Raw genomic sequence first — 24,244 nt, 5'->3', positions numbered from 1 at the left:
GCAGCACCGGCGTCAGCTCCGCACGACGGCGAAGCGCGCGAGCGTGCGCTCGCGCGCCAAGGCGTGATCGACGACCGGCGCCGGATAATCCCGGCCGAGGCGCACGCCCGCAGCCGCCTGCTCGGCCGCCCCCATCTTCCACGGCGCATGGATGTGCTTGTCCGGCACGCGTGCGAGTTCCGGCACGTAGCGGCGGATGAAGCGCCCCTCCGCATCGAAGCGCGCCGACTGAGTCACCGGATTGAAAATGCGGAAATACGGCTGCGCGTCGCAGCCCGTCGACGCCGCCCACTGCCATCCGCCGTTGTTCGCCGCGAGGTCGTAATCGAGCAGGTGGTCGGCGAAATGACGCTCGCCGCAGCGCCAGTCGATGCCCAAGTCCTTGGTGAGGAAGGACGAAACGACCATGCGCAGGCGGTTGTGCATGTAGCCCGTGGAGTGGAGCTGGCGCATCGCCGCGTCGACGAGCGGATAACCCGTGCGCCCCTCGCACCACGCCGCGAACAGTTCCGGCGCCGCGTCCCACGCGATGCGCTCGTACTCGGGCCGAAAGCACCCCGTCACGACGCGTGGGTGGTGCCACAGGATCATGTGGTAGAAGTCGCGCCACACCAGCTCGCCGAGCCAGCATTCCGCCCCTGCCCCGCCGTCGGCCCAAGCGAACGCGGCCAGTTCGCGGATCGACACGGTGCCGAAGCGCAGGTGCGCGGAAAGATAGGACACGCCCTTCACCGCCGGATAATCGCGCGCCTCGCGGTAGCGCCCGATACGGCCGGTGAAGTCGCCGAACAACGCGCGGCCGCCGGACATGCCCGTGGGCAGGCGCAGCTCGGCGAGGTTCGTCGCCGTGAAGCCGAGCTCATCGAGGCCCGGCACGCGCTCGCCGTGCGCCTTCGGTGCCAGCTGCGCGGCGTAGCGCTCGACCGGATAGGCCTGCACGTAGAAGCCGTCGAGCTTCTTCAGCCACGCGTTCCGGTAGGGCGTGAACACGCTGTAGGGTTGTCCGCCCTGCGTGAGGATCTCGTCGCGCTCGAAGATCACCTGATCCTTGAAATCCTCGAAACCGATCCCTGCCGCGGCGAGCCCCTCTGCCACACGCCGGTCGCGCGCGATCGCGGCAGGCTCGTAATCGCGATTGGTCAGCACCGCCGTCACGCCCAGCTGCGCCGCGAGCGCCGGGATCAGCGCGTCGGCGCGCCCGTGCCGCACGACGATGCCCGCCCCGCCGCCGCCCGCCCGGCGCGACAGCGCGTCGAGCGCGGTATCGAGCTCCTGCAGGCTGCGCCAGATGAACTCGACGCGCCGGTCGCAGCGGCTCGGCAACGCATCGAGGATCTCCGTGTCGAAGACGAACGCGCAGTGCACGCGATCGAAGCGGCGCAGCGCGTGATACAGCGCGGCGTGATCGTGGCTGCGCAGGTCGCGACGGAACCAGACGAGGGCGGAGCGCATCAGGGGGAATCGGCGAAAGTGAAAAGTCGCATTGTGACGCGATCATGCCGCACAGGTTCCTGCTCAATGCTCCGCGCGAGAGGCTAAAATGCAGCCATGAGCGAAATCATGTCGAACCTCACGCACCATTTTCTGATCGCCATGCCCAGCATGGCCGATCCGAATTTCTCGCGTACGCTGACCTACATCGCCGAACACAACGAGCAGGGCGCGCTCGGGATCATCGTCAACCGCCCGATCGACATGACGCTCGGCACCCTCTTCGAACGCGTCGAGCTGCCGCTCGATGCCGCCGGGTTCGCCGAACAGCCGGTTTATTTCGGCGGCCCGGTGCAGACCGATCGCGGCTTCGTGCTGCACCGGCCGGCAGGCGAGTGGCACTCGACCCTGAACGTCAATGACGAGGCCGGCCTGACCAGCTCGCGCGACATCCTGCAGGCGATCGGCAGCACCGGCCAGCCGTCGGAAGTGCTCGTGACGCTCGGCTACGCCGGCTGGACCGCCGGCCAGCTCGAGCAGGAGATCGCCGACAACGCGTGGCTCACCGTGCGCGCCGATCTCTCCATCGTCTTCGATCTGCCGCCCGAAGAGCGCCTCGCCGCCGCCATGCAGAAACTCGGTATCGACTTCACGAACCTCAGCGAGACGGCCGGGCATGCCTGAGGCGGCCACGCCCGAACCCCGGCCAGCCTCGGACCTCCCTGCGCGCGGCACCCTGCTCGGCTTCGACTTCGGCCTCGTGCGCCTCGGCGTCGCCATCGGCGAGCTCGAAACCGGCCAGACCAGTGCCCTCACGACCATCAGCGGCGAGGCCAATGCACCACGCTTTGTCGCGATCGCAGCGCTCATAGCGGAGTGGCGCCCGGCCGGCCTCGTCGTCGGCATTCCCACGCACCTCGACGGCACCCCGCACGAGATGACCGCGCGCTGCCGCCGCTTCGCGAACCAGCTGCGCGGCCGTTACGGGCTTCCCGTCATGGAAAGCGACGAACGCCTGTCCTCCGCCGCGGCCGAAGCCGCGTTGGAGGAAGCGGGGCAGCGCAGCTGGCGCGCACGCAAGCCGGTACTCGACGCCGTCGCCGCCCAGATCATCCTGCAACACTTCCTGGACACCATCCAACATGCAAAAGCTTGATGCCGAAGCGCTCTTCCAGACCCTGGTCGAGCAGATGCGGCCGCACGTGACGCCCGACACCGCACTGGTCGGCATCCACACGGGCGGCGTCTGGCTGGCCGAACGCCTGCACCCGGCCCTGGGACTGAAGCAGCCGCCGGGCTCGATCGACGTGTCCTTCTACCGCGACGACTTCGGCTCCAAGGGCCTGCACCCTCAGCCCAAGCGCACCGACATCCCGTTCGACGTCGAAGGCGCGCACGTCATCATCGTGGACGATGTCCTGTACACCGGCCGCACGACGCGCGCCGCGATCAACGAGCTGTTCGACTTCGGCCGCCCCGCGCGCGTCGATCTCGCGGTGCTGGTCGACCGCGGCGGCCGCGAACTGCCGATCGCCGCGCGCTACTGCGCCCTCACCCTGCCCCAACCCCTGCCCGCAAGCCAGAACCTGCAGCTCGAAACCGACGCTGCCGGCGCGCTCACCCTGAGGCTGATCGATGCATAACCCCCAGCTCAACAAACACGGCGAACTGCAGCACCTGCTGACGATCGACGGCCTGCCGCGCGACGTCATCACCGCAATCCTCGATACCGCCGCCCCCTTCACCGAAGTCGCCGAGCGCGAAGTGAAGAAGCTGCCGCTGCTGCGCGGCAAGAGCATTTTCAACCTGTTCTTCGAGAACTCCACGCGCACGCGCACCACCTTCGAGATCGCCGCGAAGCGCCTGTCGGCCGACGTCGTGAACCTCAACGTATCGACGAGTTCCACCGCCAAGGGCGAGAGCCTGCTCGACACCGTCGACAACCTGTGCGCGATGCAGGCCGACATGTTCGTCGTGCGCCACGCCGCCAGCGGCGCGCCCTTCCTGATCGCGCAGCACCTGCTGGCGACCGGGCGCGACCACATCCACGTCGTCAATGCCGGCGACGGCCGCCACGCCCACCCGACGCAGGGCCTGCTGGACATGTACACGATCCGGCATTACAAGCGCGATTTCACCAACCTCACCGTCGCGATTGTCGGCGACGTGCTGCACTCGCGCGTCGCGCGCTCGCAGATCAGCGCGCTGACGACCCTGGGCGTGCCCGAAGTGCGCGTGATCGGCCCCAAGACGCTGCTGCCGACCGAGGTCGAGCGCATGGGCGTGCGCGTCTTCCACGACATCCGCGAAGGCCTCAAGGGTGTCGACGTCGTCATGATGCTGCGCCTGCAGAACGAGCGCATGAACGGCGCGCTGCTGCCGACCCCGCAGGAATACTACAAGGTGTGGGGCCTCACCGCCGAGAAGCTGGCACTGGCCAAGCCCGACGCCATCGTCATGCACCCGGGACCGATGAACCGCGGCGTCGAGATCGATTCCTCCGTGGCCGACGGGGCGCAGGCCGTGATCCTGCCCCAGGTCACCTTCGGCATCGCGGTACGGATGGCCGTCATGAGCATGCTGGCCGGCCAGCAAGGGAGCAACAAGTAATGAAGATCCGCATCACCAACGGCCGCCTCATCGACCCCGCGAACGGCCTCGACGACAAGCGCGACCTGTATCTCGCCGACGGCAAGATCGTCGCAAGCGGCCAGGCACCGGACGGCTTCGCCGCCGAGCGCACGATCGACGCTGCCAATCTCGTCGTCGCGCCGGGGCTCATCGATCTGGCCGCGCGCCTGCGCGAACCCGGCTTCGAATACCGCGCCACGCTCGAATCCGAAATGGACGCGGCGATGGCCGGCGGCGTCACCAGCCTCGCGATCCCGCCCGACACCGATCCCGCACTGGACGAGCCGGGCCTGGTCGAAATGCTGTGCTACCGCGCGAAGCGGCTCAACCGCGCCCACGTCTACCCGGTCGGCGCGCTCACCATCGGCCTCAAGGGCGAACGCCTGTCCGAAATGGCCGAACTGGTCGAAGCCGGCTGCGTCGCCTTTAGCCAGGCCAATGTACCGATCATCGACAACAACGTGCTGATGCGCGCGCTGCAGTACGCCGCGACCTTCGATTTCCGCGTGTGGCTGCAGCCGCTCGCCCCCTTCCTGGCGCGCACCGGCGTCGCACACGACGGCGAAGTCGCTACGCGGCTGGGCCTGCCGGGCATTCCCGTCGCGGCCGAGACGATCGCGCTGTACACCTACATCCAGCTCGCCCGCACGACCGGAGCGCGCCTGCACGTCACGCGCCTGTCGAGCGCCGCGGGCCTCGCGCTGGTCGAACAGGCCCGCGCCGAAGGCATGGACATCACCTGCGACGTGTCGATCAACCACCTGCACCTGTCCGACATGGACATCGGCTACTTCAACAGCAACTGCCACCTCGTGCCGCCGCTGCGCAGCCAGCGCGACCGCGAGGCGCTGCGCGCGGGCCTCGCCGACGGCCGCATCAACGCGCTGTGTTCGGACCACACGCCGGTCGACGACGACGGCAAGCTCACCCCCTTCAGCGAATCCGAACCGGGCGCGACCGGTCTCGAACTGCTGCTGCCGCTCACCCTCAAGTGGGCGCAGGAAGCGGGCCTGCCGCTGGTGAAGGCGCTCGCGCGCGTAACCTCGGACGCTGCGCGCATCGTCGGCATCACCAAGGCCGGCCACCTGACGCCGGGCGCACGCGCCGACCTGTGCCTGTTCGACCCGGCCGCACATGTCACCGTGAGCCGCGAGCAGCTGCGCAGCCAGGGCAAGAACACCCCCTTCCTGGGCCTGGAGCTGCCGGGCCGCGTGCACTACACCCTGGTCGAAGGCCAGGTCATGCACGAACTGGCCTGAGAGCGGCTGCGCGGGCGGCCGGCGTCAGCCGAGCGCCCGCAGCCGCGCGAGCGCCCCGGCGCTCGCGCCGTCTATCCGCACCCGCTTGGCGCGCGAGGTCTCGCCGCTGAGCAGCGTCACCGCCACTTTCGGAACATCGCAAAAATCCGCGAGAAAGGCGCACAGCGCCGCGTTCGCCTTGCCATCCACCGGCGGCGCGGCGAGCCGGATCTTCATCGCCTCGCCGTGCAGCCCGACGAATTCGGTCTTCTTCGCCCCCGGCTGGATGTGCAGCGTCAGCACGAGGCCGCCGTCGGCCGCCGCGCGCAGCCAGACGGCTGCCGTCATCCCACCAGCAGCGAAGCGAAGCTGCCGCGCAGGCTGCCCAGCACCATCAGCACGATCTGCAGCACCAGCAGCAGGACCAGCGGTGACAGGTCGACGTTCGCGATCGGCGGCAGGATGCGCCGGAACGGGCGCAGGAAAGGGTCGGCGAGGTTATGGAGGATCGGCGCGGCCGGCGCATGCGGGCTCACCCACGACAGGATCGCCGACATCAGCACGACGCCGAACACCAGATAGATCGCCATGCGGGCGACTTCCAGCAGGCCCAGCCCCCACAGACCGAAGATCAGGCCGCCGGGATTGCCGCCCAGCGATGCCCCGCGCAGCTGCAGCTCGATGAACACGAACAGCGTCTGGAACACCCACGCCGGCAGCAGGCTGGCGAGGTCCAGTCCGAACACGCCCGGAATCACGCGGCGCAGCGGCCGCACGATCCAGTCGGTGGTCGCAACGACGAAGGCCCCGACCTGGTTGCGGAAGGATACGCGTTGCCACTGCATGAAAAAGCGCGCCAGCAGCATCAGCGTGATGAAGCCGAAGGCCGTGTCGAGGATCAGGAGCAGTACATTGCCCAGCATTGCGCTCAGTCCTTGCCGAGTTGGTCACCCAGTTCGCGCCCGCGCACCTCGGCAGCCTTCACCGCGGTCACGATCGCGTCGAAAAAGCCCGACGCCTTCATGCTCGCGAGCGCCGCCTCGGTCGTGCCCCCCTTCGAGGTGACCCGCTCGCGCAGCACGCCCGGCGCCTCGTCAGAGCCTGCCGCGAGCTTCGCCGCGCCGAGCACCGTGTCGATCGCCAGCTTCCGCGCGGTCGCCGCATCGAAGCCGAGCGACGCACCAGCCGCCTCCAGCGCCTCAATGAAGTGGAAGACGTAGGCCGGACCGCTGCCCGATACCGCCGTGACCGCGTCCATCTGCGCCTCGTCGGCGATCCACGCCGTGCTGCCGACCGCAGCGAGCACGCGCTCGGCCGCGGCACGTCCCGCGGCATCCACCGACGGATCCGCATACAGGCCCGACACGCCCGCACCGATCAGCGCCGGCGTGTTCGGCATCACGCGCACGAGACCGGCATAGCCCCCGAGCCAGCGTCCGATGTCGGCCAGGCGCAGTCCCGCCGCGATGCTCACGACCACCTGGCGCGCCAGCCGGCCCGCCAGCGGCGCGAGCGCCGCCTTCATCTGCTGCGGCTTCACCGCCAGCACCAGCACGTCGCAGTCCAGCAGCGCGTCGTCGACCGCGCCCACCGCACGCACGCCGAAGCGCTCCGCCAGATGCTTGCGCCCCGCTTCCTGCAGTTCCACCACCTGGATGTCGGCCGCGGCGAACCCGCGCTCGAGCATGCCGCCGATCAACGCCGACGCCATGTTCCCGCCCCCCAGGAAACTGATCCTGATCCGTTCCGTCATGTCTGTTCCTCACGCAGCTTGCGTGTTCCGAAAATCGCGGTACCCACCCGCACCATGGTCGCCCCTTCGGCGATCGCCAGTTCGAGGTCGTGCGACATCCCCATCGACAGCGTGTCGAGCGCGAAGCCGGCGGCGTTGAGTTCGTCGCGCAACCGGCGCACGGTCGCGAAGCGGCTGCGCAGCAGCCCTTCGTCCCCATCGGGCTCGGGAATCGCCATCAGTCCCCGCAGGCGCAGCCGCGGCAGGGCCGCCACCTGCCGCGCCAGCCCGGGCACCTCTTCCGGCGCAACCCCGCTCTTGCTCGCCTCGCCGCTCACGTTCACCTGGATGCACAGGTTGAGCGGCGGCAATTCCACGTCCCGCTGCTCCGACAGGCGCTCGGCGAGCTTCAGGCGATCGACCGAATGCACCCAGTCGAAGTGGGCTGCGACGGGCCGCGTCTTGTTGCTCTGGAGCGGACCGATAAAATGCCATTCGAGTGCACGCGCCCTCAACTCGGCAATCTTCGCGACGCCTTCCTGCACGTAGTTCTCACCGAACAGCCGCTGCCCGGCATCGGCCGCCGCGGCCACGCAATATGCCGGCCAGGTCTTGCTGACGGCCAGCAGGACGACGTCCTCGGGCCTGCGCCCTGCGGCGATCGCGGCACTGGCGACGCGCTCGCGCACGGCTTGCAAGTTGGCGGCGATTGTTGTCATATAGCGGCGGCACTGGTCTCGAAAATCGGGCCCGGGCGAGTATAGCACCGCGCACCGGCCGGCCTTTCCGCACGCTCCTTTCCGAACACCGTCGAAGAATCCATGGACATCACCGAACTGCTGGCCTTTGCGGTCAAGAACAAGGCCTCCGACCTCCATCTCTCGTCCGGCCTGCCGCCCATGATCCGCGTGCATGGCGACGTGCGGCGCATCAACCTGCCGCCGATGGAGCACAAGGACGTGCACTCCATGGTGTATGACATCATGAACGACCAACAGCGCAAACAGTACGAAGAAATACTGGAGTGCGACTTCTCGTTCGCGGTGCCCAACCTCGCGCGTTTCCGCGTCAACGCCTTCAACCAGAACCGCGGCGCGGCCGCCGTGTTCCGGACCATTCCGTCGAAGGTGCTGAGCCTCGAAGAGCTCAATTGTCCGAAGATCTTCAAGGACATCTCCAACCAGCCGCGCGGCATCGTGCTCGTCACCGGCCCGACGGGCTCGGGCAAGTCGACGACGCTAGCGGCGATGGTCGACCACATCAACGACAACGAATACGGCCACATCCTCACGATCGAGGACCCGATCGAATTCGTGCATGAGTCGAAGCGCTGCCTGATCAACCAGCGCGAGGTCGCGCGCGACACGCTGTCGTTCAACAACGCGCTGCGTTCGGCACTGCGCGAAGACCCGGACGTGATCCTCGTCGGCGAATTGCGCGACCTCGAAACCATCCGGCTCGCGCTGACCGGCGCCGAGACCGGCCACCTCGTGTTCGGCACCCTGCACACCTCCTCGGCTGCCAAGACCATCGACCGTATCGTCGACGTGTTCCCGGCCGCCGAAAAGGAGATGGTGCGCTCGATGCTGTCCGAATCGCTGCGCGCGGTCATCTCGCAGACCCTGCTGAAGACCAAGGACGGCCAGGGCCGCGTCGCCGCGCACGAGATCATGATCGGCACCCCCGCCATCCGCAACCTGATCCGCGAGAACAAGATCGCGCAGATGTACTCGTCGATCCAGACCGGCCAGAACGTAGGCATGCAGACGCTGGACCAGTGCCTGCTCGACCTCGTGCGCCGCAATATCGTCTCCCCCGCGGAAGCCAAGCTCAAGGCGGCGAACAAGGACAACTTCGGCTGACCGCCGCGCCACGGAACGGCCACTCCGTCACGTCCGCCGGCGCATTCCGCCCGCCGCGCCGTTCACGCGGGCGCGCGCGAGGAACATAATTCGAATTTGCAGCCCCCCGAAACTCCGCTGGAGCGCAACACATGGAACGCGATCAGGCCCTCAAGTTCATGCACGATCTGCTCAGGCTGATGGTGCAGAAGAACGGCTCCGACCTCTTCATCACCGGGGGCTTTCCGCCCGCGATCAAGGTCGACGGACGCGTCATCCCGCAGTCGAACCAGTCGCTCACCCAGCAGCACACCGCCGAGCTCGCGCGCGCGGTCATGAACGACCGCCAGGCCGCCGAATTCGAGTCCACCAAGGAATGCAACTTCGCGATCTCGCCGGCGGGCATCGGCCGCTTCCGAGCCAACGCCTTCATCCAGCAGGGCAAGGTCGGCCTCGTGCTGCGCACGATCGCGCAGAAGATCCCGACCTTCGACGATCTGGGCATGCCCACGGTGCTGCGCGACGTCGCGATGGCCAAGCGCGGTCTCGTGATCTTCGTCGGCGGCACCGGCACCGGCAAGACGACCTCGCTCGCGGCGATGGTGGACTTCCGTAACGAACACTCCTACGGCCACATCATCACGGTCGAGGACCCGATCGAATACGTGCATCTGCACAAGAACTGCATCGTCACGCAGCGCGAGATCGGCATCGACACCGACAGCTGGGAAGCGGCGCTGAAGAACACCCTGCGCCAGGCCCCGGACGTGATCCTGATGGGTGAAATCCGCGACCGCGAAACCATGGACTACGCGATCGCATTCGCCGAGACCGGTCACCTGTGCCTCGCGACGCTGCACGCGAACAGCGCGAACCAGGCGCTCGACCGCATCATCAACTTCTTCCCGGAAGATCGCCGCCAGCAGCTGCTGATGGACCTTTCGCTCAACTTGCGCGCGCTGATCTCGCAGCGCCTGCTCCCCAAGAAGGGTGAGAAAGGGCGCGTGCCGGCCGTTGAAGTGCTGCTCAACTCGCCGCTGATCTCGGACCTGATCTTCAAGGGCGAGGTGCCGGGCATCAAGGAAGTGATGAAGCGCTCGCGCGAACTGGGGATGCAGACCTTCGACCAGGCGCTCTTCGACCTGTACGAGGAGGAGCGGATTTCCTACGAGGATGCGCTGCGCAACGCCGACTCGGTGAACGACCTGCGCCTGCAGATCAAGCTCAACAGCAAGCTCGGCGAGAAGGATCTCGTGTCCGGGATCCAGCACCTCGACATCGTCTGAGTTTGCGAATAAATCTACTGCGCGACGCGATTCCGCTCCTGTGATGCTCGCCGTACCACTTGTACGGCTACGCTTCTCGGAACGGACTCGGGCCGCTCGCTACGATTTCTTCACAAACTCCAAGACAGGAAATGTATCCGTGGCCGCTGCGGGAGAAGGTCTCAGCCGCGGACTGCGCCGTCAGGCATCTTCGGCCGGTTTGCGCCGGTTGCTGCCCGCGATCACTTTGTATTCGAACACACGGCACTCGAGCGCGCCGTTGAAGAGCGGCGTGCGCTTGCTCGCCTTCAGCCCGATCAGCTTGGGCAGTGCCGGGTCCGCCGACAGGAAGTAGCAGCGCCAGCCGCTCCAGCGCTTTTTCAGCGCGTCGCCGAACTGCGGATACAGCGCCGCCAGTTCCTCCACCTCGCCGATGCGCACGCCGTAGGGCGGATTGGTCACCATCACCCCTTCCGCCGCCGGCGCCTCCCGCGCGAGGAAGTCCGCGCGATCGAGCGTCACGCAGTCCGCGAGCCCCGCCGCCTGCAGGTTCACGCGCGAGCGCCGCACCTGCTCGCCGACCACGTCGGAGCCGTAGATGCGCAAGGGGCGCGGCGACTTGCGCCGCACCTCCGCAGCCTTGCGGATGGTCGCCCAGGCGGCACGGTCGAAATGGCGGAAGCGCTCGAAGGCGAAACTGCGACCGAGGCCCGGCGCGATGTCGAGCGCGATCTGCGCGGCTTCGATCAGGAAGGTGCCGCTGCCGCACATCGGATCGATGAGCGCCTCGCCCGGCTGCCAGCCGCTGATGCGCAGGATGCCCGCGGCGAGGTTCTCCTTCAGCGGCGCCTCGACGGCAGCGGGCTTGTAGCCGCGCTTGTACAGGGGCTCGCCCGAGGTGTCGAGATAGAGCGTGACGCGGTCGCGCGTCAGGAAGGCGTGGATGCGTACCGCAGGGTTCGCGGTGTCGACGCTGGGGCGCTTGCCGGTCACGGTGCGGAAGTGGTCGCACACGGCATCCTTGATCTTCAGCGTGACGAATTCGAGACTGCGCAGGGGCGACTGCTTCGCGGTCACGTAGATGCGGATCGTGTCGTCGACGGTGAACCATTTCGCCCAGGTCGCGCCATAGGCGAGCCGATAGATGTCCTCCTCGGACTGGTAGCGCCCCTGCGCGAGGCGCCACATCACGCGCGTGGCGATCCGGCTCTCGAGGTTGGCGCGGTAGCAGGTCTGCCAGTCGCCGGAGAAACCGACGCCGCCGTGGGTCGCCTCGACGTCCCGCGCACCGAGCGCGGTAAGTTCCTCGGCGAGCATCGGCTCGAGACCGCGCGGACAGGGGGAAAAGAAGGATTCGGACATGAGGGACGAAGTAAATTGAAGGCGGACGGGATTGGAAACGGCCGACGCCCGCGCGGAAAAGGATCCGGCGCGGGCGGTGCCGCTCAGAAGGGCTTCAGCACGACAAGGAACACGACCGTGAACAGCACCAGCACCGGAACCTCGTTGAACACGCGATACCACTTGTGGCTGCGGGTGTTGCGCCCTGCGGCGAAATCGCGCATGAGCCTACCGCAGTACAGGTGATAGACGATCAGGAAGCTCACGAGCGCGGTCTTCGCGTGCAGCCAGCCGCCAATCGCGAACATGTCGCCGTAACCGAACCACAGCCAGAAGCCGAGCACGACGGCGAGGATTCCCAGCGGCGTCATGAAGCGGTAGAGCTTGTGCTCCATCAGCGCGAGCCGCTCGCGCGTCGCCGCATCATCCACCATCGCATGGTTCACGAACAGGCGCGGCAGGTAGAACAGGCCGGCGAACCAGGCCACGACAAACGAAATGTGCAGGGCTTTCACTACCAGCATCAATTACTCCTAGCTTGATTGTTTCCGGTTGAGCGCCGCGGCGAAGCCTTCGCGCACGGTCGGGTACAGCAGCCGCGCCCGCAGCTCCCGCCGGATGCGGCGATTGTCCAGCTGCCGCGACTCGCTCATGAATGACAGGGCCATCGGCGAAATCCGTGTCGCGAGCTCCGCACGCGACAGGCGCTGCGGCCGCGGCAGACCGAAGGTGTCGGCGGCGAGGTCGAAATAGTCGCCCATCTTCATGCCCGTATCATCAACGGCATTGTAGACGCGTCCCGCGCCGCCACGGAAAAGCGCGAGGCACGCGAAGCGCGCGAGATCCTCGGCGTGGATGTGGTTGGTAAAGACATCCTCATCCGCCCGCAGCACCGGTTCGCCGCGCTCCAGCCTCGCCACCGGCAGGCGGTCGCCCGCGTAGATGCCCGGCGCACGCAGGACGCACACCCGCAGCCCGCGGCGCGCCCCGAAGCGCCGCAGGCGGCCTTCGGCATCGACGCGGCGCTGCGCCCGCGCAGTCTGCGGGCGGCATGGATGGCTTTCGTCGATATGCCGACCGCCGCAATCGCCATACACGCCCGTCGTACTTATATAGACGAGGCGCTGTGGTAGACTCGGTGCGCACGCGAGTGCCGCCAGCAGGCTCGCCGTACGTGTATCCCGCGTGCCGCGGTCGGGGGGAGGCGCGAAATGCAGGACCGCATCCGCGATCCCGGCCAGGCGCCGCAGGCTGCGCCGGTCGTCGAGGTCGGCGAACACCGGCGTTGCGCCGAGCCCCCGCAGTCCGGCGAGCCCCTCTGCACTGCGCACCAGGGCGAACACCCTGAAGCGCCGCACGAGCCACGGAATCGCGCGCCGGGCCACGTCGCCGCTACCGACGATCAATATTCTTTTCATCGACGGATTATCTCACGCCCGATGTCGTTCCAGATTTCACTCGAACCAGGCGGTCAACAGTTCCCGGCCGATACCAACCAGACCATCCTCGAGGCGGCCCTCGCCGCGGGCCTCGTGCTGCCCTACGGTTGCCGCGACGGCGCTTGTGGCGCCTGCAAGGGCAAGGTCATCCGGGGCGAGGTCACGCTCGCCGGGTCGGCCACCGCGCTCAGCGATGCGGACCGCGCGGCCGGCATGACGCTCTTCTGCAGCGCCCATGCGCGTTCGGACCTGGTCCTCGAGGCACGCAACGTGAGCCGCGCCGGCGACATCCCGATCAAGAAGCTCCCGTGCCGGGTGCAGCGCCTGACGCGCGCCGCGCCCGACGTGATGGTGATCGAGCTGAAACTCCCCGCGAGCGAGCCGTTCCGCTTCCGCGCCGGCCAGTACGTCGATTTCCTGCTCGCCGACGGCCGGCGCCGCAGCTTCTCGATCGCGAATGCGCCCCACCGCGAGGACGCCATGGAGTTGCACGTGCGCCTCGTGCCCGGCGGCGATTTCACCGAACACGTGTTCAACGGCATGAAGGAGCGCGACATCCTGCGCTTCGAGGGGCCGCTGGGCAGCTTCGGGCTGCACGAGGAGTCGCAGGCGCCGATCGTGCTGCTCGCGGGCGGCACCGGCTTCGCACCGATCAAGAGCATCGTCGAGCACGCGATCCAATCCGGCAGTGCACGGCCGATGACCCTGTACTGGGGTTCGCGCAGCCGTGCAGGCCTTTACATGGACGAACTCGCGCGCTCGTGGGAGAAGATCCTTCCCGGATTCCGCTACGTTCCGGTATTGTCCGAAGCGGGAGCCGAAGACGACTGGCACGGGCGAACCGGACTTGTGCATCGAGCCGTCATCGAGGACCTTCCCGACCTGTCCGCACATGAAGTCTATGCGTGCGGATCACCGGCCATGATCGACGCTGCGCGCAGCGAATTGACTGCACAGTGCGGCCTGCCAAAGGAGGCGTTCTTCGCGGACGCCTTCACCTTCGCCACCGACGCACGCTGAAGTTATGACCCAGACCACGATCCTTACCCGCGAACCCGTCGTCAACCGGAACCGCGCGATCACGGCCAACCGGCTCATCGCCCACGGGCCGAATATTGGCGCGGTGGTCGAGACGCTGAACGGCCTCGCCGACATCTGGCCGACGCATCACACGGTGTTCGTCTGCCTGGGACGGCTCGTTCCGACACCCGAGCTGATGAACTGGCAGGCACCTCCCAACGCGATGGTGGAAATTCCGTCGCAGGCGCTCGCGCACCCGCAGACGCAGGCGCTGCTGCCGCAACTGCGCGACGCGGGGATCAGCATGTGCCTGAGCTGGTTCGCCCCGGGGACCGCCCTGCCGCCCGACGCCGACTGGCGCTTCGTGCTGATGGACCGCCGCCGCCACGCCACGCCGGCCGGTTCGCCCGGCATCACCCTCGCGTGGGGCCTGCCCAACGTCAATGCCTTCCAGGAAGCCGTACAGGCGGGTTTCGACGGTGCCTCGGGCTGGTTCTTCCTGTATGGCAATCCGGCGGCAAGAGAGTTGTCACCCGCACACGCGCAGATCGTGCGGCTCCTCAACCTCGTGCGCAACAATGCCGACATCAAGGAGATCGAGGCGGTGCTGCGCCAGGACGTCGCGGTGTCGTACAAGCTGCTGCGCTACATCAACTCGGCGGGCTTCGGCCTGAGCTGCGAGATCCAATCCTTCCGCCACGCGGTGACCATCCTTGGCTACGCCAACCTGAACAAGTGGCTGTCGCTGTTGCTGGTCAGCGCGAGCCGCGACCCGGGCGCGCCGGCGATGATGCAGACCTCGATCGCACGCGGACGCTTCATGGAACAGATCGGCGCATCCTTCTTCGACAAGTCGGAGCTCGACAACCTGTTCATCACCGGCGCCTTCTCGCTGCTCAACGCACTGCTGGGCACATCGATGCAGAGCGTGCTGGAGGAGATGCACCTGCCCTCGGCGATCACCGACGCGCTGCTGTTCGAGCAGGGCCCCTACGCCCCCTTCCTCAAGCTGGCCTGTCTGTGCGAATCCTTCGATGCAACCGAACTGCAGAAGCAGGCGACCGAGCTGCAGCTCGCGCCCGAGCAGATCAACCGCGCAATCGTCGGCGCGCTGGGCTTCGCCGACAGCCTGCAGTCCTGACCGGCCGGCGGCGGGCAACAAAAAAAAAGCCAGCCCGCGGGCTGGCTTTTTTTGCATCGACCGGAGCCGATTACTTCTGCGACAGAACCCAGGTAGCGAGGGTCTTGGCTTCTTCGGCGTTGACCTGCGGGTTGGCCGGCATCGGCATCGTGCCCCAGACACCCGAACCACCCTTCTGGATCTTCTCGGCCAGCTTGGCAACCGCGCCCGCGTCGCCAGCGTACTTCTTGGCCACTTCCTGGTAGGCCGGGCCGACCAGCTTCTTGTCTACGGCGTGACAGGCGAGGCAGTTCTTGGCCTTGGCCAGGTCAGCGGAAGCGAAAGCCGGAGCGGCGGAGAGAAGGCCCGCGGCAACCGCGGCAGCAACGAAAACTTTCATGCTCTTTTCCTTTAGATGGTGGTGTGAAACCGGCCGGATATTAAACCAAGCTTCCCCGCCTTGACTACCCGGAAAACGCCTTTTGCACTCTGGCATCCCGGGCTGCCTCGCCGGATCGTCCGACCCAAGCATTCAACGCCCTTGCCCGGGCCGACGTTGACACGACCGAACCCGGGCCCCAGTGGGTCAGAATTCCCAGGCGACGCCAACGTTCGCGATGGTTCGATCGCTACCACGCCCCACAGCCCCCGACACCTTGACGCCTTCCACGATCTCGTAGCGCAAGCCGACCTGCCGGTCCGGCCGGCCGTCGTCGGCACCGAACACTTCGGCGGCAATGGTGAAATCGTCCGTGAGCGGCTGCTCGAAACCGACCCCCCAGGTGTTCGCGGTATGCGTATCACCCGCCGCACGCACCCATTCGCGCCCCAGATTCAGATGCACGCGCGACCCCGACGCGAAGGCCCAGGTTGCGAGACCGGTGACGGAACTGGCTCGCGCGATCTCGTCCGACTCGCCCCCACGCAGATCGACGCGCTCGCGCGCGTATTCAACCTTCAGGCCAGCCGACAACCCGGTCTCGGCCTGCAGTGGAGCCCATTTCACTGCGCCACCGACACCATGCGCCCAGAGTGACGGGTGAGGCTCGTGGTCGCGCGCGCGCGAGTAGGCGATCTCCACCTCGAGGTTCTCGATTGGCCCGTAACCGGCCGCCGCGTCGAAACCACGCGACTGGTCATCACGCATCCAACCGAATTCGAGCTTCGCGCCCCCCTTGTCCAGCGTTCCGGCATCATCGACCACCATGGGTCGCTCCGCATGAGCCAACGGGGAAAGCGCGACACACGAGGCGGCCCCGAGGGCAAGCACCAGTGACCGCGCAATTCGACGATCTCGAACCGACAGTTTTCGAACCATAGTCCTCTCCATGAAAACCGAAGATGTTAACGCAATCGAGCCTGGAACGCACGTGCTAGAGACCCGACATCTCGTTGGATTCGCCGTATCGACTTACTGGCGTATTTCGGCTCGATTGTCGGGAGCCCGGAGCTGGCCCGTCGAGCGGAAGGGATTGATGTCTAGCCCGCCGCGCCGCGTGTAGCGCGCCCACACCGCGAGCTGCCGCGGCCTGCAACGCTGCAGGATGTCGCAAAAGACGCGCTCGACGCATTGCTCGTGGAACTCGTTGTGCTTGCGGAACGAGACGATGTACCGCAACAGGCCGGCACGGTCGATCGCAGGCCCGGTATAGCGCACGACGATGCAGCCCCAGTCCGGCTGGCCGGTCACGAGGCAATTGGACTTGAGCAGATGGGAATGCAGGGTTTCGCTGACCTCGTCTCCGCCGCCGGCGGCCGACAGGAAATCCGGGCACGGCTGGTAGGTGTCGATGTCGATGTCGAGTTCGTCGAGCGACTCGCCCGGCGGCGGCGCGATCACGCGCACCGGGCCGGCGCCCAGCGGCTGGATCTCGACGGCGACGTCAGCGCCCGCTGCCACGGAGAGATCGTGCGCGAAGGTCGCCCTGACTGCGTCGACGCTGTCGAAGCGCGTCTGATTGCAGGAGTTGAGGTAGAGCTTGAGCGATTTCGACTCGATCAGGCGCGGCGAATCGGCCGGGACGCGGAAGGTGGCGAGCGCGACGACGGGCTTGCCGCGCGGGTTGAGCCAGGACAGTTCGTACGCGTTCCACAGGTCCTCGCCGACGAAGGGCAGCTTGCCGGGGACGATGCCGATCTCGTCGCGCTTGATCTGGCGCGCGATCGGGAACAGGAGACCGGGGGTATAGGTGTCGCAGTAGTCGGCCGGCTTGCCCAGCGGCGAGGACTCGGCACCATGCGCGAGGGAAACGGAAGGGTTCATGCGGCGGATTGTACGGGATCGCGCCCGATCGACCGAGGTGCGGAAGATCGTTCCGGTGCGCCGGATGCGGCTGCCGGATACAGAACCGCCGGCCTCCGTGAGGAGGCCGGCGGCAAGGTGACACTACCGGGCCCTTACCTGCTTGCTTACTTGCCCGTGGTGCCGGCCGGAGGCACCGAACCCGTAGCCTTCATCGCTTCCGCCAGCAGCGCGGCCTTGTCGATGTTCATCGGCACCGGCGAGTCGGGCGGACACACCGTCTCGGGATCGATGCCGCTGCGGTCCTGGCCGAGATCGGCCGGCGTCGGCAGATCCTCGCGTGCGACGCCCAGCGTTCCCATCAGCTGCCCCATCCCGGAGAGCGCGCGCGCCTGGGCGATGACCTGGTCGTAACCCGCATTGACGTAGGCGCGCCGCGCCTGGAAGTACTCGTTCTCGGTGTCCAGCAGGTCGAGCAGCGTGCGCTGTCCGATATCGAACTGGCGGCGGTAGGCTTCGCGGGCCTTTTCGATCGACAGTTGATGCTGGTCGAGGTAGCGCATCTGTTCCTGTAGCCGTTGCACGTCGTTATAGGCGATCGCCAGCGTCTGACGCAGGTCGCGGCAGGCTTTCTCTCGCAGGTCCTTGGCCTGGTTGCTCAGATCGCCGGCCTGGCGCAGCCGGGCGCTGTCGGCGCCGCCGCGGAAGATGTTGTAGCTGAGCACCAGCTCGACGACCCCTTCGCGCGAATTCCCGTCGAAGCCGTCGAGGTTGTGGTCGACGGCCTGACGCGCACGCAGGTCGAGGCGCGGATGGAAGGCGGCACGGCGGGAGTCGATGAGCGCCTGGCTGGCGCGCACGTTCTCGATGGCCGCATTGAGGCCGGGGCTCGTGTTGAACGCGGTGCGCAGCGCGTCCTTAGCGGTCGGCGGGATCTGCCCGAGGGCCGTGCCGGCGGGCAGGCCGGGCATGCCCTCCTGCGGAAGCTCGCCGACGATGCGCTGGTAGCGCGCGCTGACGTCGTGCAGGTTCGACACCTCGGTGAGCAGGTTGGATTCGGCCAGCGCCAGACGCCCGGTCGCCTGCTCGAGGTCGACACGGCGGCCGACCCCGGCGCCGGCACGCTCGGAGATCTGGTCATAGATCTGCTTGTGCTGCACGTAGTTCGCCTGCGCATGCCGGGTGAGCTCGCGATAGCGCATTACGTCGCCATAGGCGCGCACCGCTTCGAGCGCGGCGCCTTCGGAGGCGTCGACGAGTTCATAGTAGCGCGTCAGCTTGGCATAGCCGAAGCGGGCGACCTCGCTGCGAGTGAAGAACCCGTCATACACCATCTGATTGAGCGACAGCGTCAGGTTGCGATGGGTAAAGGTGTCGGTCGACTGCCCGGAACGCCGCAACTCCTCACGGCCGACACTCGCGACGGCATCAACCTGAGGCAGATAACCGGCACGTGCGACCTCCTGGTCTTCGCGGGCGGCACGGAACGCATTCCAAGTTGCCTGCACTTCGGGATTGGCCACGACGGCCTTGCGCGCCGCATCGCGCAGGGCTTCCGGTCCCGCCCCCGTTGCAACGAACGGTAGCGCGGTCAGAACAGCCATCGCAATCACGGATCGACACGTTTTCATATTTTCTCCAGTCTGGGGGATATGTATGTCAATTGAATATACCGAATTCTCTCGCCATCCTGTGCGGCGTCAACTGCATAATCAATCTTGTAAGCGAATATTACCGCCCGCTGGCAGCCCGAGAACGCCAACTACGCAACACTGGCGAGGCGAAAAATGTTGAAACCGGTCGCGGGACGAACCGCCCGACGACGTTGGTGGCCGATAATGCGCACGACACCATGCCCCCCCGACGCGATGACAGGAGCACCTTGCCCGCGCAGACGGCGCGCCTTTCCGGGCGCGTTTTCTGCAGCCGTGTACAGCCTCGCGGCACTCGCGAGCCTGCTGTTCGGCCTGTCGTTCGCTGCACCGGATCTGGATCGCATGCTGCAGCTGGCGCGCGAGCGCTACGGCGCGGAGGCTGGCGAATCCGTCGGCGCCTGGCGCCGGATGCTCGGCGACGCGGCCACGCTCGACGAGCAGGAGAAGCTGCAGCGCGTGAACACCTTCTTCAATCGCCGCACCGCGTTCGACGACGACATCGTGATCTGGCAGCAGAAGGATTACTGGGCCACGCCGCTGGAGACGCTCGGACGCAAGGCCGGCGACTGCGAGGACTTCTCGATCGCCAAGTACATGAGCCTGCGCCTGCTGGGCGTCCCGGCCGACAGGCTGCGCCTGATCTATGTGCGCGCCAGCATGGGCGCGCCGGGCAGCGGCATTTCGCAGGCGCACATGGTGCTCGGCTATTACCCGTCGCCCGCGGACGAACCGCTGGTGCTCGACAACCTCATCGGCGACATCCGCACCGCGTCGCGCCGGCCCGATCTGTTCCCGATCTTCAGCTTCAATGCCGAGGGACTGTGGGTGGGCGGCGCCAGCAGTTCGTCGGCCGACCCGACGACGCGGTTGTCGCGCTGGCGCAGCGTGCTTGAACGCATGCGCGAGGAGGGCTTGCCATGATTGCCGCCACGGCCAGAATTTCCGGACAACCATTGTCATGTCCCTGATCAAGCAGCTTTGGATCGCCATCGCGATCGTGACGCTCATCGCCCTGGGCGGCAGCCTGGTCGTGAGCACGCTGTCCGCGCGTCATTACCTCGAGCAGCAACTGCAGGTGAAGAACCTCGACAACGCGACCTCGCTCGCACTGTCGCTGTCGCAGATGCCCAAGGACGCGGTGACCGTGGAGTTGCAGATCTCGGCCCAGTTCGACGCAGGCCATTACCGCCTGATCCGGCTGACCAGCCCGACCGGGGAGGTTCTGGCGGAGCGCGAGTATTCCGGCGTCCTCGATGGAGCGCCCGAGTGGTTCATCAGCCTGATCCCGATCGAGCCGCATGCCGGTGTCGCGCAGGTACAGGACGGATGGCGCCAGTTCGGCACGCTCACGCTGGAGAGCCACCAGCGCTACGCCTATGCGGCACTGTGGCAGGGCACGCTGCAGCTGCTGGGATGGTTCGCGCTGGGCGGGGTGCTGACCGGCCTCATCGGTACGCTGATCATCAGGCACATCACGCGCCCCCTCGGTCGCGTGGTCGAGCAGGCCGAGGCGATCGGCGGGCGCCGCTTCGTGACGACCCCCGAACCGAGCACGCGCGAGTTCCGCAGCGTCGTGCGCGCGATGAACACCCTGTCGGAGCGCGTCCGCGCGATCCTGGCGGAGGAATCCCGGCGCCTCGAACAACTGCGACGGCAGACCCAGCAGGACGAGATGACGGGACTGCTCAATCGCGGCCAGTTCCTGAACCAGCTGGACTCCGCGCTTTCACGCGACGATGCGCATGCGGCCGGCACGCTGCTGCTGGCGCGCGTGGGCGATCTCGCGGAGCTGAACCAACGCGTCGGCCGCGGGGCGACCGACCGCCTGCTGCGCGACCTCGCGCAGCAGTTGGCCGGCCTGGCCGGCGGCAACGCAAACTGGGAAGCCGGGCGCATGAATGGCAGCGACTTCGCGCTGCTGGCGCCCGGCCGCGAGGATGCGGGCGAACTGGCGCACGAGCTGGCGCGGAAACTCCACGACACGCTCGACGCTCACCTGAACGATGTCCGGGTAGCCCTGCCGGTTGCGGCGACGAACTACGCCGCGGGCGAAAACCGCTCGCAGGTCCTTGCCCGTGCCGACGGCGCACTCGCGACGGCCGAACAGGCGGGTGATCGCAGCCTGCGCGTCGAAAGCGGCGGCACCCACGCGCCCTACCCCGACCTCCAGTCCTGGCGTGCCGCCCTGCTGTCGGCGATCGAACGCGACGGTGTGCGTCTGGGCGCCTATCCGGTCGTCGCCAACGACGGGCGCCTGCTGCACGACGAGGCGCCGATCCGCGTGTTGCTCGACGGCATCTGGCAACCCGCGGGCTTCTTCATGCCGCACGCCGCACGCCTGGGCGTAATGCCGCGCTTCGACATCGCGGTCGTGCATGCAGCCTTGCGTGCCATCGCGCACGACGGACGGGAGCGCGGCATCAACGTGTCGGCCGAATCGCTGCGCGATGCGAACTTCCGCGGCGAACTGTTTTCCTTGCTGCAAGCCGACCCGGCAACGGCGAAGCGGCTATGGCTCGAGGTGCCGGAGTACGGCGCATTACGCCACCTGGCGGAGTTCCGCACGCTGTGCGTGGCCTTGCAGCCACTGGGCTGCAGGGTCGGCATCGAGCACGTGGGCGCGCATTTCGGCGAGCTGGGCGACCTGCATGAACTGGGGCTCGACTACGTGAAGATCGACGCGGCAATCGTGCGGGGCATCGACTCCAACGCGGGCAACCAGGCCTTCCTGCGCGGACTGTGCATGATCGCGCATTCGCTCGGGCTAATGACGATTGCCGAAGGCGTGAGTTCGGCGGCGGAACAGAAGGCCTTGCCGGGCCTCGGCATCGACGGCATGACGGGGCCGGCCGTGCGCGAAGGGGCGGCGGCGTAGCAGAGCCCGGGGAGCGACGACCGGACGGGGCGCGGATCAGATCACGCCGTCGTCGTCGAGCAGGCTCAGGTGCTGCATCGCCTCGCGCGCGCCGCGGCGCTCCATGAGCTTGTGCTGCGCGGGTGCCGGCAGGTCGGTGAAGCGGATCAGCGAGCGCTCGACGAGGAGTTCGATCAGATCCTCCAGCACGCGCACCAGACCGAGGTCGGTAGCCCCAAGCGGGTTCGCGCCTTCGATGATGTCGCGCCCGAACCCGAGCAGTTCGGCGTCGTCGGCGCCGGCGGCACTCCAGCCGTCGCCGTCGCCCGGTTCGCGGCTCACGGCGACGATCTTCCCCTGCGTGTCTCGTCTTACGTACATGGTCAATGCACCGGCAGCGTAATGCCGCGATTTTCGGACAGGCGCAGCACCAGCTGCAGCCGGTCGCGCACCCCGAGCTTCTCGAAGATCGCACCCATGTGGGCCTTCACGGTGCGCTCGGTGATGCCGAGCTTCGCGGCGATCTCCTTGTTGCTCAGGCCCTTGACAACCTCCCGGGCCACTTCAGCTTCGCGCCCGGACAGCAACGGTTGTTGCGCCTCCGCGAGCGGCGCGAGCGCACGGCCGGCAGCGCCGACGACACGGGCCATCAGTTCGGGGCCGACCCACAGGCCGCCGTGGCGGACGACCAGTTCGACGTCCCTGAACACGGAAGGCACCGCCAGCGCGTGACAGTATGCCCGCGCACCGCAATCGAGGGCGGCGAGCGCCTCGGCGCTGTCCGGCGTCATGCTGACGACGACGAGGTAACAGCCGGGCAGCGACTTCACCAGCGTGCCGAGCGTGTCCAGCCAGTCGCCGTGCGCAGCGTCGACCCAGACCACGTCGCCCGGACGGGCCGCCGCGGCCAAGGCCCGCTGCTCGTGGCAGACTCCTGCGGGAAACGCATCCAGCCAACGCGCCGACGGGCGAACCGTTTCGGAGCAGAGAAAGATGTTCTGGCTCATCGTTCGGACAGTGCGTTGGCCTTGGCCCGCAGGACGGGCTTCAGCAGGTAGGAGAGAATGGTTTTCTTGCCGGTGAGGATGTCGATTTCGGCCACCATGCCCGGGATGATCGGCAGGCTCTCACCCAGGCTCGACTTCAGGGTTCTCACGCGTACGGTGTAGAAGGCATTGCCCTTCTCGTCGGTGACCGTATCCGCACCGATATGCTCGACCACCGCTTCGAGACCGCCGTAGATCGCGAAGTCGTAAGCCGTGAATTTGACGAGGGCTTTCTGCCCCGGTCGCAGGAAGGCGATGTCCTTGGGCTTGACCTGCGCTTCGAGGATCAGCGCGTCGTCCAGCGGCACGATCTCGACGACCTCCTTGCCCGGCTGCACGACGCCCCCGACCGTATTCACGAGCAGGCGCTTGACCGTGCCGCGCACCGGCGAGCGCACCTCAGCGTGCTTGACGCGGTCGGCGAGCGCACGCCCGCCTTCGGTCAGCGCGGCAAGTTTGGCCATCGTGTCGGAAAGTTCGTTGCGCTGCACGTTGCGCACGTTCAGCTCCACCTCCTGGATCTTGCGCGTGGCCTCGGAGATCGCGGAATGGATGCGCGAGATCTGCGCCGCGGCCTGGTCGCGCTCGCCGCGCAGGCGTGCGACGTCGCGCTGCAGGCGCAGGATCTCGACCTCGGACACCGCGCCGGAAGTCATCAGCGGCCGGGTGACGTTCAACTCCTGCTGCACCAGTTCGAGGCCGCTGCTGCTCTGCGCGTGGCGTGCGCGCACTTCGTTGAGCTCCTGCTGCCGCTGCTCGAGCTGCTGCCGCGCGATCGACAGCTGGGCGTCGAGTTCGGCGACGGTCGAGTTGTACAGGCGGCGTTCATGGTCGGCGATCTCGGGCGCCTCGCGCAGCACGTCGCTCGGCATGTTCAGCGCCGTGCCGGCAGTCACGGCCTCCAGCCGCGCAGCCTTGGCGCGCAGGGCGAAATACTGCGAACGGTTTTCCGCAAGCGACGCCACGAAGCGCGTCGGGTCGATGCGCAGGAGCAGCGCCCCGGCCTCCACGATCTGGCCTTCGCGCACCGGCATCTCCTCGACGACACCGCCATCCACGCTCTGAATGATCTGCACCTGCGAGGACGGGATCACTTTCGCTTCGCCGCGCGTGACCTCGTCGACCGACGCGAAGGCCGACCACAGCAGCAGCAGGAACAGACCGACGGCAACGACGCGCAGCAGCATGCGCGCACGCAGCGGCTCCTCCTGGATGAGCGCCCAGTCGGCGTCCGCGGCCCAGTCGAGGCGTCCGCTGGCGGACGCCTCGGGGAGGAAGCGCGCGAAGATCCGGTCGAACCACGGCCTCAACGGCCTGCCGACCCGTTCCGAGACGTCGCCGATGCGCCGGAAGGACTCCTGGCCGATTTCGCTCATCACTTGGCCCTCC

At 67.2% G+C, this 24,244-nt stretch carries 26 protein-coding genes; 11 read left to right on the top strand and 15 right to left on the bottom strand.

Translation table 11 applies throughout. The features are described 5' to 3' along the window. Positions 1 to 12: 12 nt before the first annotated feature. Positions 13 to 1,452 (bottom strand): cryptochrome/photolyase family protein, encoded by a 1,440-nt coding sequence (locus GPA27_RS09830; RefSeq protein ID WP_169139976.1) that lies wholly within the window; start codon positions 1,450 to 1,452, stop codon positions 13 to 15. A gap of 96 nt (positions 1,453 to 1,548) precedes the next feature. Here GPA27_RS09830 and GPA27_RS09825 point away from each other — a divergent pair, with 96 nt between their 5' ends. From GPA27_RS09825 to GPA27_RS09805, 5 genes are read left to right on the top strand one after another with little or no spacing between them, the layout of a single operon-like run. Beyond that, positions 1,549 to 2,115 carry a YqgE/AlgH family protein gene (locus GPA27_RS09825; protein ID WP_169139974.1) on the top strand — a complete coding sequence of 189 codons (567 nt, stop codon included), beginning with the start codon at positions 1,549 to 1,551 and terminating at the stop codon, positions 2,113 to 2,115. Continuing rightward, positions 2,108 to 2,587 (top strand): Holliday junction resolvase RuvX, encoded by a 480-nt coding sequence (ruvX, locus tag GPA27_RS09820; RefSeq protein WP_169139972.1) that lies wholly within the window; start codon positions 2,108 to 2,110, stop codon positions 2,585 to 2,587. Before GPA27_RS09825 ends, ruvX begins: the two co-directional genes overlap by 8 nt. Beyond that, positions 2,574 to 3,074 carry a bifunctional pyr operon transcriptional regulator/uracil phosphoribosyltransferase PyrR gene (pyrR, locus tag GPA27_RS09815; protein WP_169139970.1) on the top strand — a complete coding sequence of 167 codons (501 nt, stop codon included), beginning with the start codon at positions 2,574 to 2,576 and terminating at the stop codon, positions 3,072 to 3,074. The genes ruvX and pyrR overlap by 14 nt, the downstream gene beginning before the upstream one ends. Then, entirely contained in the window at positions 3,067 to 4,041 is a 975-nt protein-coding gene (locus GPA27_RS09810; RefSeq protein WP_169139968.1) for an aspartate carbamoyltransferase catalytic subunit, read from the top strand. The genes pyrR and GPA27_RS09810 overlap by 8 nt, the downstream gene beginning before the upstream one ends. Further along, positions 4,041 to 5,321 (top strand): dihydroorotase, encoded by a 1,281-nt coding sequence (locus GPA27_RS09805; RefSeq protein ID WP_169139966.1) that lies wholly within the window; start codon positions 4,041 to 4,043, stop codon positions 5,319 to 5,321. Before GPA27_RS09810 ends, GPA27_RS09805 begins: the two co-directional genes overlap by 1 nt. A gap of 24 nt (positions 5,322 to 5,345) precedes the next feature. Here the strand turns inward: GPA27_RS09805 and GPA27_RS09800 are convergent, their stop codons facing one another. From GPA27_RS09800 to GPA27_RS09785, 4 genes are read right to left on the bottom strand one after another with little or no spacing between them, the layout of a single operon-like run. Further along, positions 5,346 to 5,648: a DUF167 domain-containing protein gene (locus GPA27_RS09800; RefSeq protein ID WP_169139964.1), complete on the bottom strand. Its 303-nt coding sequence runs from the start codon at positions 5,646 to 5,648 to the stop codon at positions 5,346 to 5,348. Next, the gene (locus tag GPA27_RS09795) at positions 5,645 to 6,223 is read right to left on the bottom strand and encodes a YggT family protein (RefSeq protein ID WP_169139962.1); all 579 of its coding nucleotides are present in this window, start codon (positions 6,221 to 6,223) and stop codon (positions 5,645 to 5,647) included. Before GPA27_RS09795 ends, GPA27_RS09800 begins: the two co-directional genes overlap by 4 nt. A 5-nt stretch (positions 6,224 to 6,228) precedes the next feature. After that, entirely contained in the window at positions 6,229 to 7,041 is an 813-nt protein-coding gene (gene proC, locus GPA27_RS09790) for a pyrroline-5-carboxylate reductase (protein WP_169140083.1), read from the bottom strand. Positions 7,042 to 7,049: 8 nt separating this feature from the next. Further along, positions 7,050 to 7,751, bottom strand: coding sequence for a YggS family pyridoxal phosphate-dependent enzyme (locus GPA27_RS09785; protein ID WP_169139960.1), 702 nt, complete (start codon positions 7,749 to 7,751; stop codon positions 7,050 to 7,052). Between the two features lie 102 nt (positions 7,752 to 7,853). Here GPA27_RS09785 and GPA27_RS09780 point away from each other — a divergent pair, with 102 nt between their 5' ends. After that, positions 7,854 to 8,894 (top strand): type IV pilus twitching motility protein PilT, encoded by a 1,041-nt coding sequence (locus tag GPA27_RS09780; RefSeq protein ID WP_169139958.1) that lies wholly within the window; start codon positions 7,854 to 7,856, stop codon positions 8,892 to 8,894. 131 nt (positions 8,895 to 9,025) lie between these two features. Next, on the top strand, positions 9,026 to 10,159 hold the full coding sequence (locus GPA27_RS09775) for a PilT/PilU family type 4a pilus ATPase (protein WP_169139956.1): 1,134 nt from the start codon (positions 9,026 to 9,028) through the stop codon (positions 10,157 to 10,159). Positions 10,160 to 10,339: 180 nt separating this feature from the next. Here the strand turns inward: GPA27_RS09775 and GPA27_RS09770 are convergent, their stop codons facing one another. The 3 genes from GPA27_RS09770 to GPA27_RS09760 form a co-directional block, all read right to left on the bottom strand. Further along, positions 10,340 to 11,500, bottom strand: a complete 1,161-nt coding sequence (locus tag GPA27_RS09770; RefSeq protein ID WP_169139954.1) for a THUMP domain-containing class I SAM-dependent RNA methyltransferase — start codon at positions 11,498 to 11,500, stop codon at positions 10,340 to 10,342. A gap of 83 nt (positions 11,501 to 11,583) precedes the next feature. Next, the gene (locus GPA27_RS09765) at positions 11,584 to 12,003 is read right to left on the bottom strand and encodes a CopD family protein (RefSeq protein WP_169139952.1); all 420 of its coding nucleotides are present in this window, start codon (positions 12,001 to 12,003) and stop codon (positions 11,584 to 11,586) included. Positions 12,004 to 12,012: 9 nt separating this feature from the next. Further along, positions 12,013 to 12,897, bottom strand: coding sequence for an NAD-dependent epimerase/dehydratase family protein (locus GPA27_RS09760; protein ID WP_169139950.1), 885 nt, complete (start codon positions 12,895 to 12,897; stop codon positions 12,013 to 12,015). 21 nt (positions 12,898 to 12,918) lie between these two features. Here GPA27_RS09760 and GPA27_RS09755 point away from each other — a divergent pair, with 21 nt between their 5' ends. Continuing rightward, positions 12,919 to 13,938 carry a CDP-6-deoxy-delta-3,4-glucoseen reductase gene (locus GPA27_RS09755; RefSeq protein WP_169139948.1) on the top strand — a complete coding sequence of 340 codons (1,020 nt, stop codon included), beginning with the start codon at positions 12,919 to 12,921 and terminating at the stop codon, positions 13,936 to 13,938. 4 nt (positions 13,939 to 13,942) lie between these two features. Then, positions 13,943 to 15,079: an EAL and HDOD domain-containing protein gene (locus GPA27_RS09750; protein ID WP_169139946.1), complete on the top strand. Its 1,137-nt coding sequence runs from the start codon at positions 13,943 to 13,945 to the stop codon at positions 15,077 to 15,079. Positions 15,080 to 15,149: 70 nt separating this feature from the next. Here the strand turns inward: GPA27_RS09750 and GPA27_RS09745 are convergent, their stop codons facing one another. The 4 genes from GPA27_RS09745 to GPA27_RS09730 form a co-directional block, all read right to left on the bottom strand. Further along, entirely contained in the window at positions 15,150 to 15,458 is a 309-nt protein-coding gene (locus GPA27_RS09745; RefSeq protein WP_050417422.1) for a c-type cytochrome, read from the bottom strand. A gap of 186 nt (positions 15,459 to 15,644) precedes the next feature. Continuing rightward, complete coding sequence (locus GPA27_RS09740) at positions 15,645 to 16,376, bottom strand: PA4824 family protein (protein WP_505606748.1); 732 nt, start codon at positions 16,374 to 16,376, stop codon at positions 15,645 to 15,647. 93 nt (positions 16,377 to 16,469) lie between these two features. Next, the gene (gene queF, locus GPA27_RS09735) at positions 16,470 to 17,321 is read right to left on the bottom strand and encodes an NADPH-dependent 7-cyano-7-deazaguanine reductase QueF (RefSeq protein ID WP_169139942.1); all 852 of its coding nucleotides are present in this window, start codon (positions 17,319 to 17,321) and stop codon (positions 16,470 to 16,472) included. A 146-nt stretch (positions 17,322 to 17,467) separates the two neighbouring features. Further along, positions 17,468 to 18,931 (bottom strand): TolC family outer membrane protein, encoded by a 1,464-nt coding sequence (locus GPA27_RS09730; protein WP_169139940.1) that lies wholly within the window; start codon positions 18,929 to 18,931, stop codon positions 17,468 to 17,470. Between the two features lie 297 nt (positions 18,932 to 19,228). Between GPA27_RS09730 and GPA27_RS09725 the strand changes: the two genes are divergently transcribed. Continuing rightward, entirely contained in the window at positions 19,229 to 19,876 is a 648-nt protein-coding gene (locus GPA27_RS09725) for a transglutaminase-like cysteine peptidase (protein WP_256222876.1), read from the top strand. Between the two features lie 37 nt (positions 19,877 to 19,913). Next, positions 19,914 to 21,830, top strand: a complete 1,917-nt coding sequence (locus GPA27_RS09720) for a bifunctional diguanylate cyclase/phosphodiesterase (RefSeq protein WP_169139936.1) — start codon at positions 19,914 to 19,916, stop codon at positions 21,828 to 21,830. A 36-nt stretch (positions 21,831 to 21,866) separates the two neighbouring features. On the opposite strand, the gene GPA27_RS09715 is transcribed toward GPA27_RS09720, so the two are convergent. Genes GPA27_RS09715 through GPA27_RS09705 form a run of 3 tightly spaced genes read right to left on the bottom strand, consistent with a single transcriptional unit; the run spans position 21,867 to position 24,231 of the window. Next, positions 21,867 to 22,190, bottom strand: coding sequence for a hypothetical protein (locus tag GPA27_RS09715; RefSeq protein ID WP_169139934.1), 324 nt, complete (start codon positions 22,188 to 22,190; stop codon positions 21,867 to 21,869). Between the two features lie 2 nt (positions 22,191 to 22,192). After that, a complete protein-coding gene (locus GPA27_RS09710) occupies positions 22,193 to 22,816 on the bottom strand; it encodes a response regulator transcription factor (RefSeq protein WP_169139933.1) in 624 nt (207 codons plus the stop codon). Beyond that, positions 22,813 to 24,231 (bottom strand): HlyD family type I secretion periplasmic adaptor subunit, encoded by a 1,419-nt coding sequence (locus tag GPA27_RS09705; protein ID WP_169139931.1) that lies wholly within the window; start codon positions 24,229 to 24,231, stop codon positions 22,813 to 22,815. Before GPA27_RS09705 ends, GPA27_RS09710 begins: the two co-directional genes overlap by 4 nt. Positions 24,232 to 24,244 lie beyond the last annotated feature (13 nt).

It is taken from the genome of Aromatoleum toluolicum, from assembly GCF_012911005.2.
Classification (GTDB): domain Bacteria; phylum Pseudomonadota; class Gammaproteobacteria; order Burkholderiales; family Rhodocyclaceae; genus Aromatoleum; species Aromatoleum toluolicum.
The sequence above is the reverse complement of the archived record's forward strand: the minus strand, read 5'-3'. Positions and strand labels throughout refer to the sequence as shown.

What these genes read in the sequence shown, in the direction of transcription:
- GPA27_RS09755 (WP_169139948.1), top strand. Translation starts at nt 12,919, where the DNA reads ATGTCGTTCCAGATTTCACTCGAACCAGGCGGTCAACAGTTCCCGGCC.
- GPA27_RS09805 (WP_169139966.1), top strand. Translation starts at nt 4,041, where the DNA reads ATGAAGATCCGCATCACCAACGGCCGCCTCATCGACCCCGCGAACGGC.
- GPA27_RS09730 (WP_169139940.1), bottom strand. Translation starts at nt 18,931, where the DNA reads ATGAAAACGTGTCGATCCGTGATTGCGATGGCTGTTCTGACCGCGCTA.
- GPA27_RS09740 (WP_505606748.1), bottom strand. Translation starts at nt 16,376, where the DNA reads ATGGTTCGAAAACTGTCGGTTCGAGATCGTCGAATTGCGCGGTCACTG.
- GPA27_RS09800 (WP_169139964.1), bottom strand. Translation starts at nt 5,648, where the DNA reads ATGACGGCAGCCGTCTGGCTGCGCGCGGCGGCCGACGGCGGCCTCGTG.
- GPA27_RS09710 (WP_169139933.1), bottom strand. Translation starts at nt 22,816, where the DNA reads ATGAGCCAGAACATCTTTCTCTGCTCCGAAACGGTTCGCCCGTCGGCG.
- GPA27_RS09720 (WP_169139936.1), top strand. Translation starts at nt 19,914, where the DNA reads ATGTCCCTGATCAAGCAGCTTTGGATCGCCATCGCGATCGTGACGCTC.
- GPA27_RS09830 (WP_169139976.1), bottom strand. Translation starts at nt 1,452, where the DNA reads ATGCGCTCCGCCCTCGTCTGGTTCCGTCGCGACCTGCGCAGCCACGAT.
- GPA27_RS09785 (WP_169139960.1), bottom strand. Translation starts at nt 7,751, where the DNA reads ATGACAACAATCGCCGCCAACTTGCAAGCCGTGCGCGAGCGCGTCGCC.
- GPA27_RS09750 (WP_169139946.1), top strand. Translation starts at nt 13,943, where the DNA reads ATGACCCAGACCACGATCCTTACCCGCGAACCCGTCGTCAACCGGAAC.
- GPA27_RS09705 (WP_169139931.1), bottom strand. Translation starts at nt 24,231, where the DNA reads ATGAGCGAAATCGGCCAGGAGTCCTTCCGGCGCATCGGCGACGTCTCG.
- ruvX (WP_169139972.1), top strand. Translation starts at nt 2,108, where the DNA reads ATGCCTGAGGCGGCCACGCCCGAACCCCGGCCAGCCTCGGACCTCCCT.
- GPA27_RS09780 (WP_169139958.1), top strand. Translation starts at nt 7,854, where the DNA reads ATGGACATCACCGAACTGCTGGCCTTTGCGGTCAAGAACAAGGCCTCC.
- queF (WP_169139942.1), bottom strand. Translation starts at nt 17,321, where the DNA reads ATGAACCCTTCCGTTTCCCTCGCGCATGGTGCCGAGTCCTCGCCGCTG.
- GPA27_RS09765 (WP_169139952.1), bottom strand. Translation starts at nt 12,003, where the DNA reads ATGCTGGTAGTGAAAGCCCTGCACATTTCGTTTGTCGTGGCCTGGTTC.
- GPA27_RS09760 (WP_169139950.1), bottom strand. Translation starts at nt 12,897, where the DNA reads ATGAAAAGAATATTGATCGTCGGTAGCGGCGACGTGGCCCGGCGCGCG.
- GPA27_RS09775 (WP_169139956.1), top strand. Translation starts at nt 9,026, where the DNA reads ATGGAACGCGATCAGGCCCTCAAGTTCATGCACGATCTGCTCAGGCTG.
- GPA27_RS09825 (WP_169139974.1), top strand. Translation starts at nt 1,549, where the DNA reads ATGAGCGAAATCATGTCGAACCTCACGCACCATTTTCTGATCGCCATG.
- GPA27_RS09810 (WP_169139968.1), top strand. Translation starts at nt 3,067, where the DNA reads ATGCATAACCCCCAGCTCAACAAACACGGCGAACTGCAGCACCTGCTG.
- GPA27_RS09715 (WP_169139934.1), bottom strand. Translation starts at nt 22,190, where the DNA reads ATGTACGTAAGACGAGACACGCAGGGGAAGATCGTCGCCGTGAGCCGC.
- GPA27_RS09770 (WP_169139954.1), bottom strand. Translation starts at nt 11,500, where the DNA reads ATGTCCGAATCCTTCTTTTCCCCCTGTCCGCGCGGTCTCGAGCCGATG.
- GPA27_RS09795 (WP_169139962.1), bottom strand. Translation starts at nt 6,223, where the DNA reads ATGCTGGGCAATGTACTGCTCCTGATCCTCGACACGGCCTTCGGCTTC.
- pyrR (WP_169139970.1), top strand. Translation starts at nt 2,574, where the DNA reads ATGCAAAAGCTTGATGCCGAAGCGCTCTTCCAGACCCTGGTCGAGCAG.
- GPA27_RS09745 (WP_050417422.1), bottom strand. Translation starts at nt 15,458, where the DNA reads ATGAAAGTTTTCGTTGCTGCCGCGGTTGCCGCGGGCCTTCTCTCCGCC.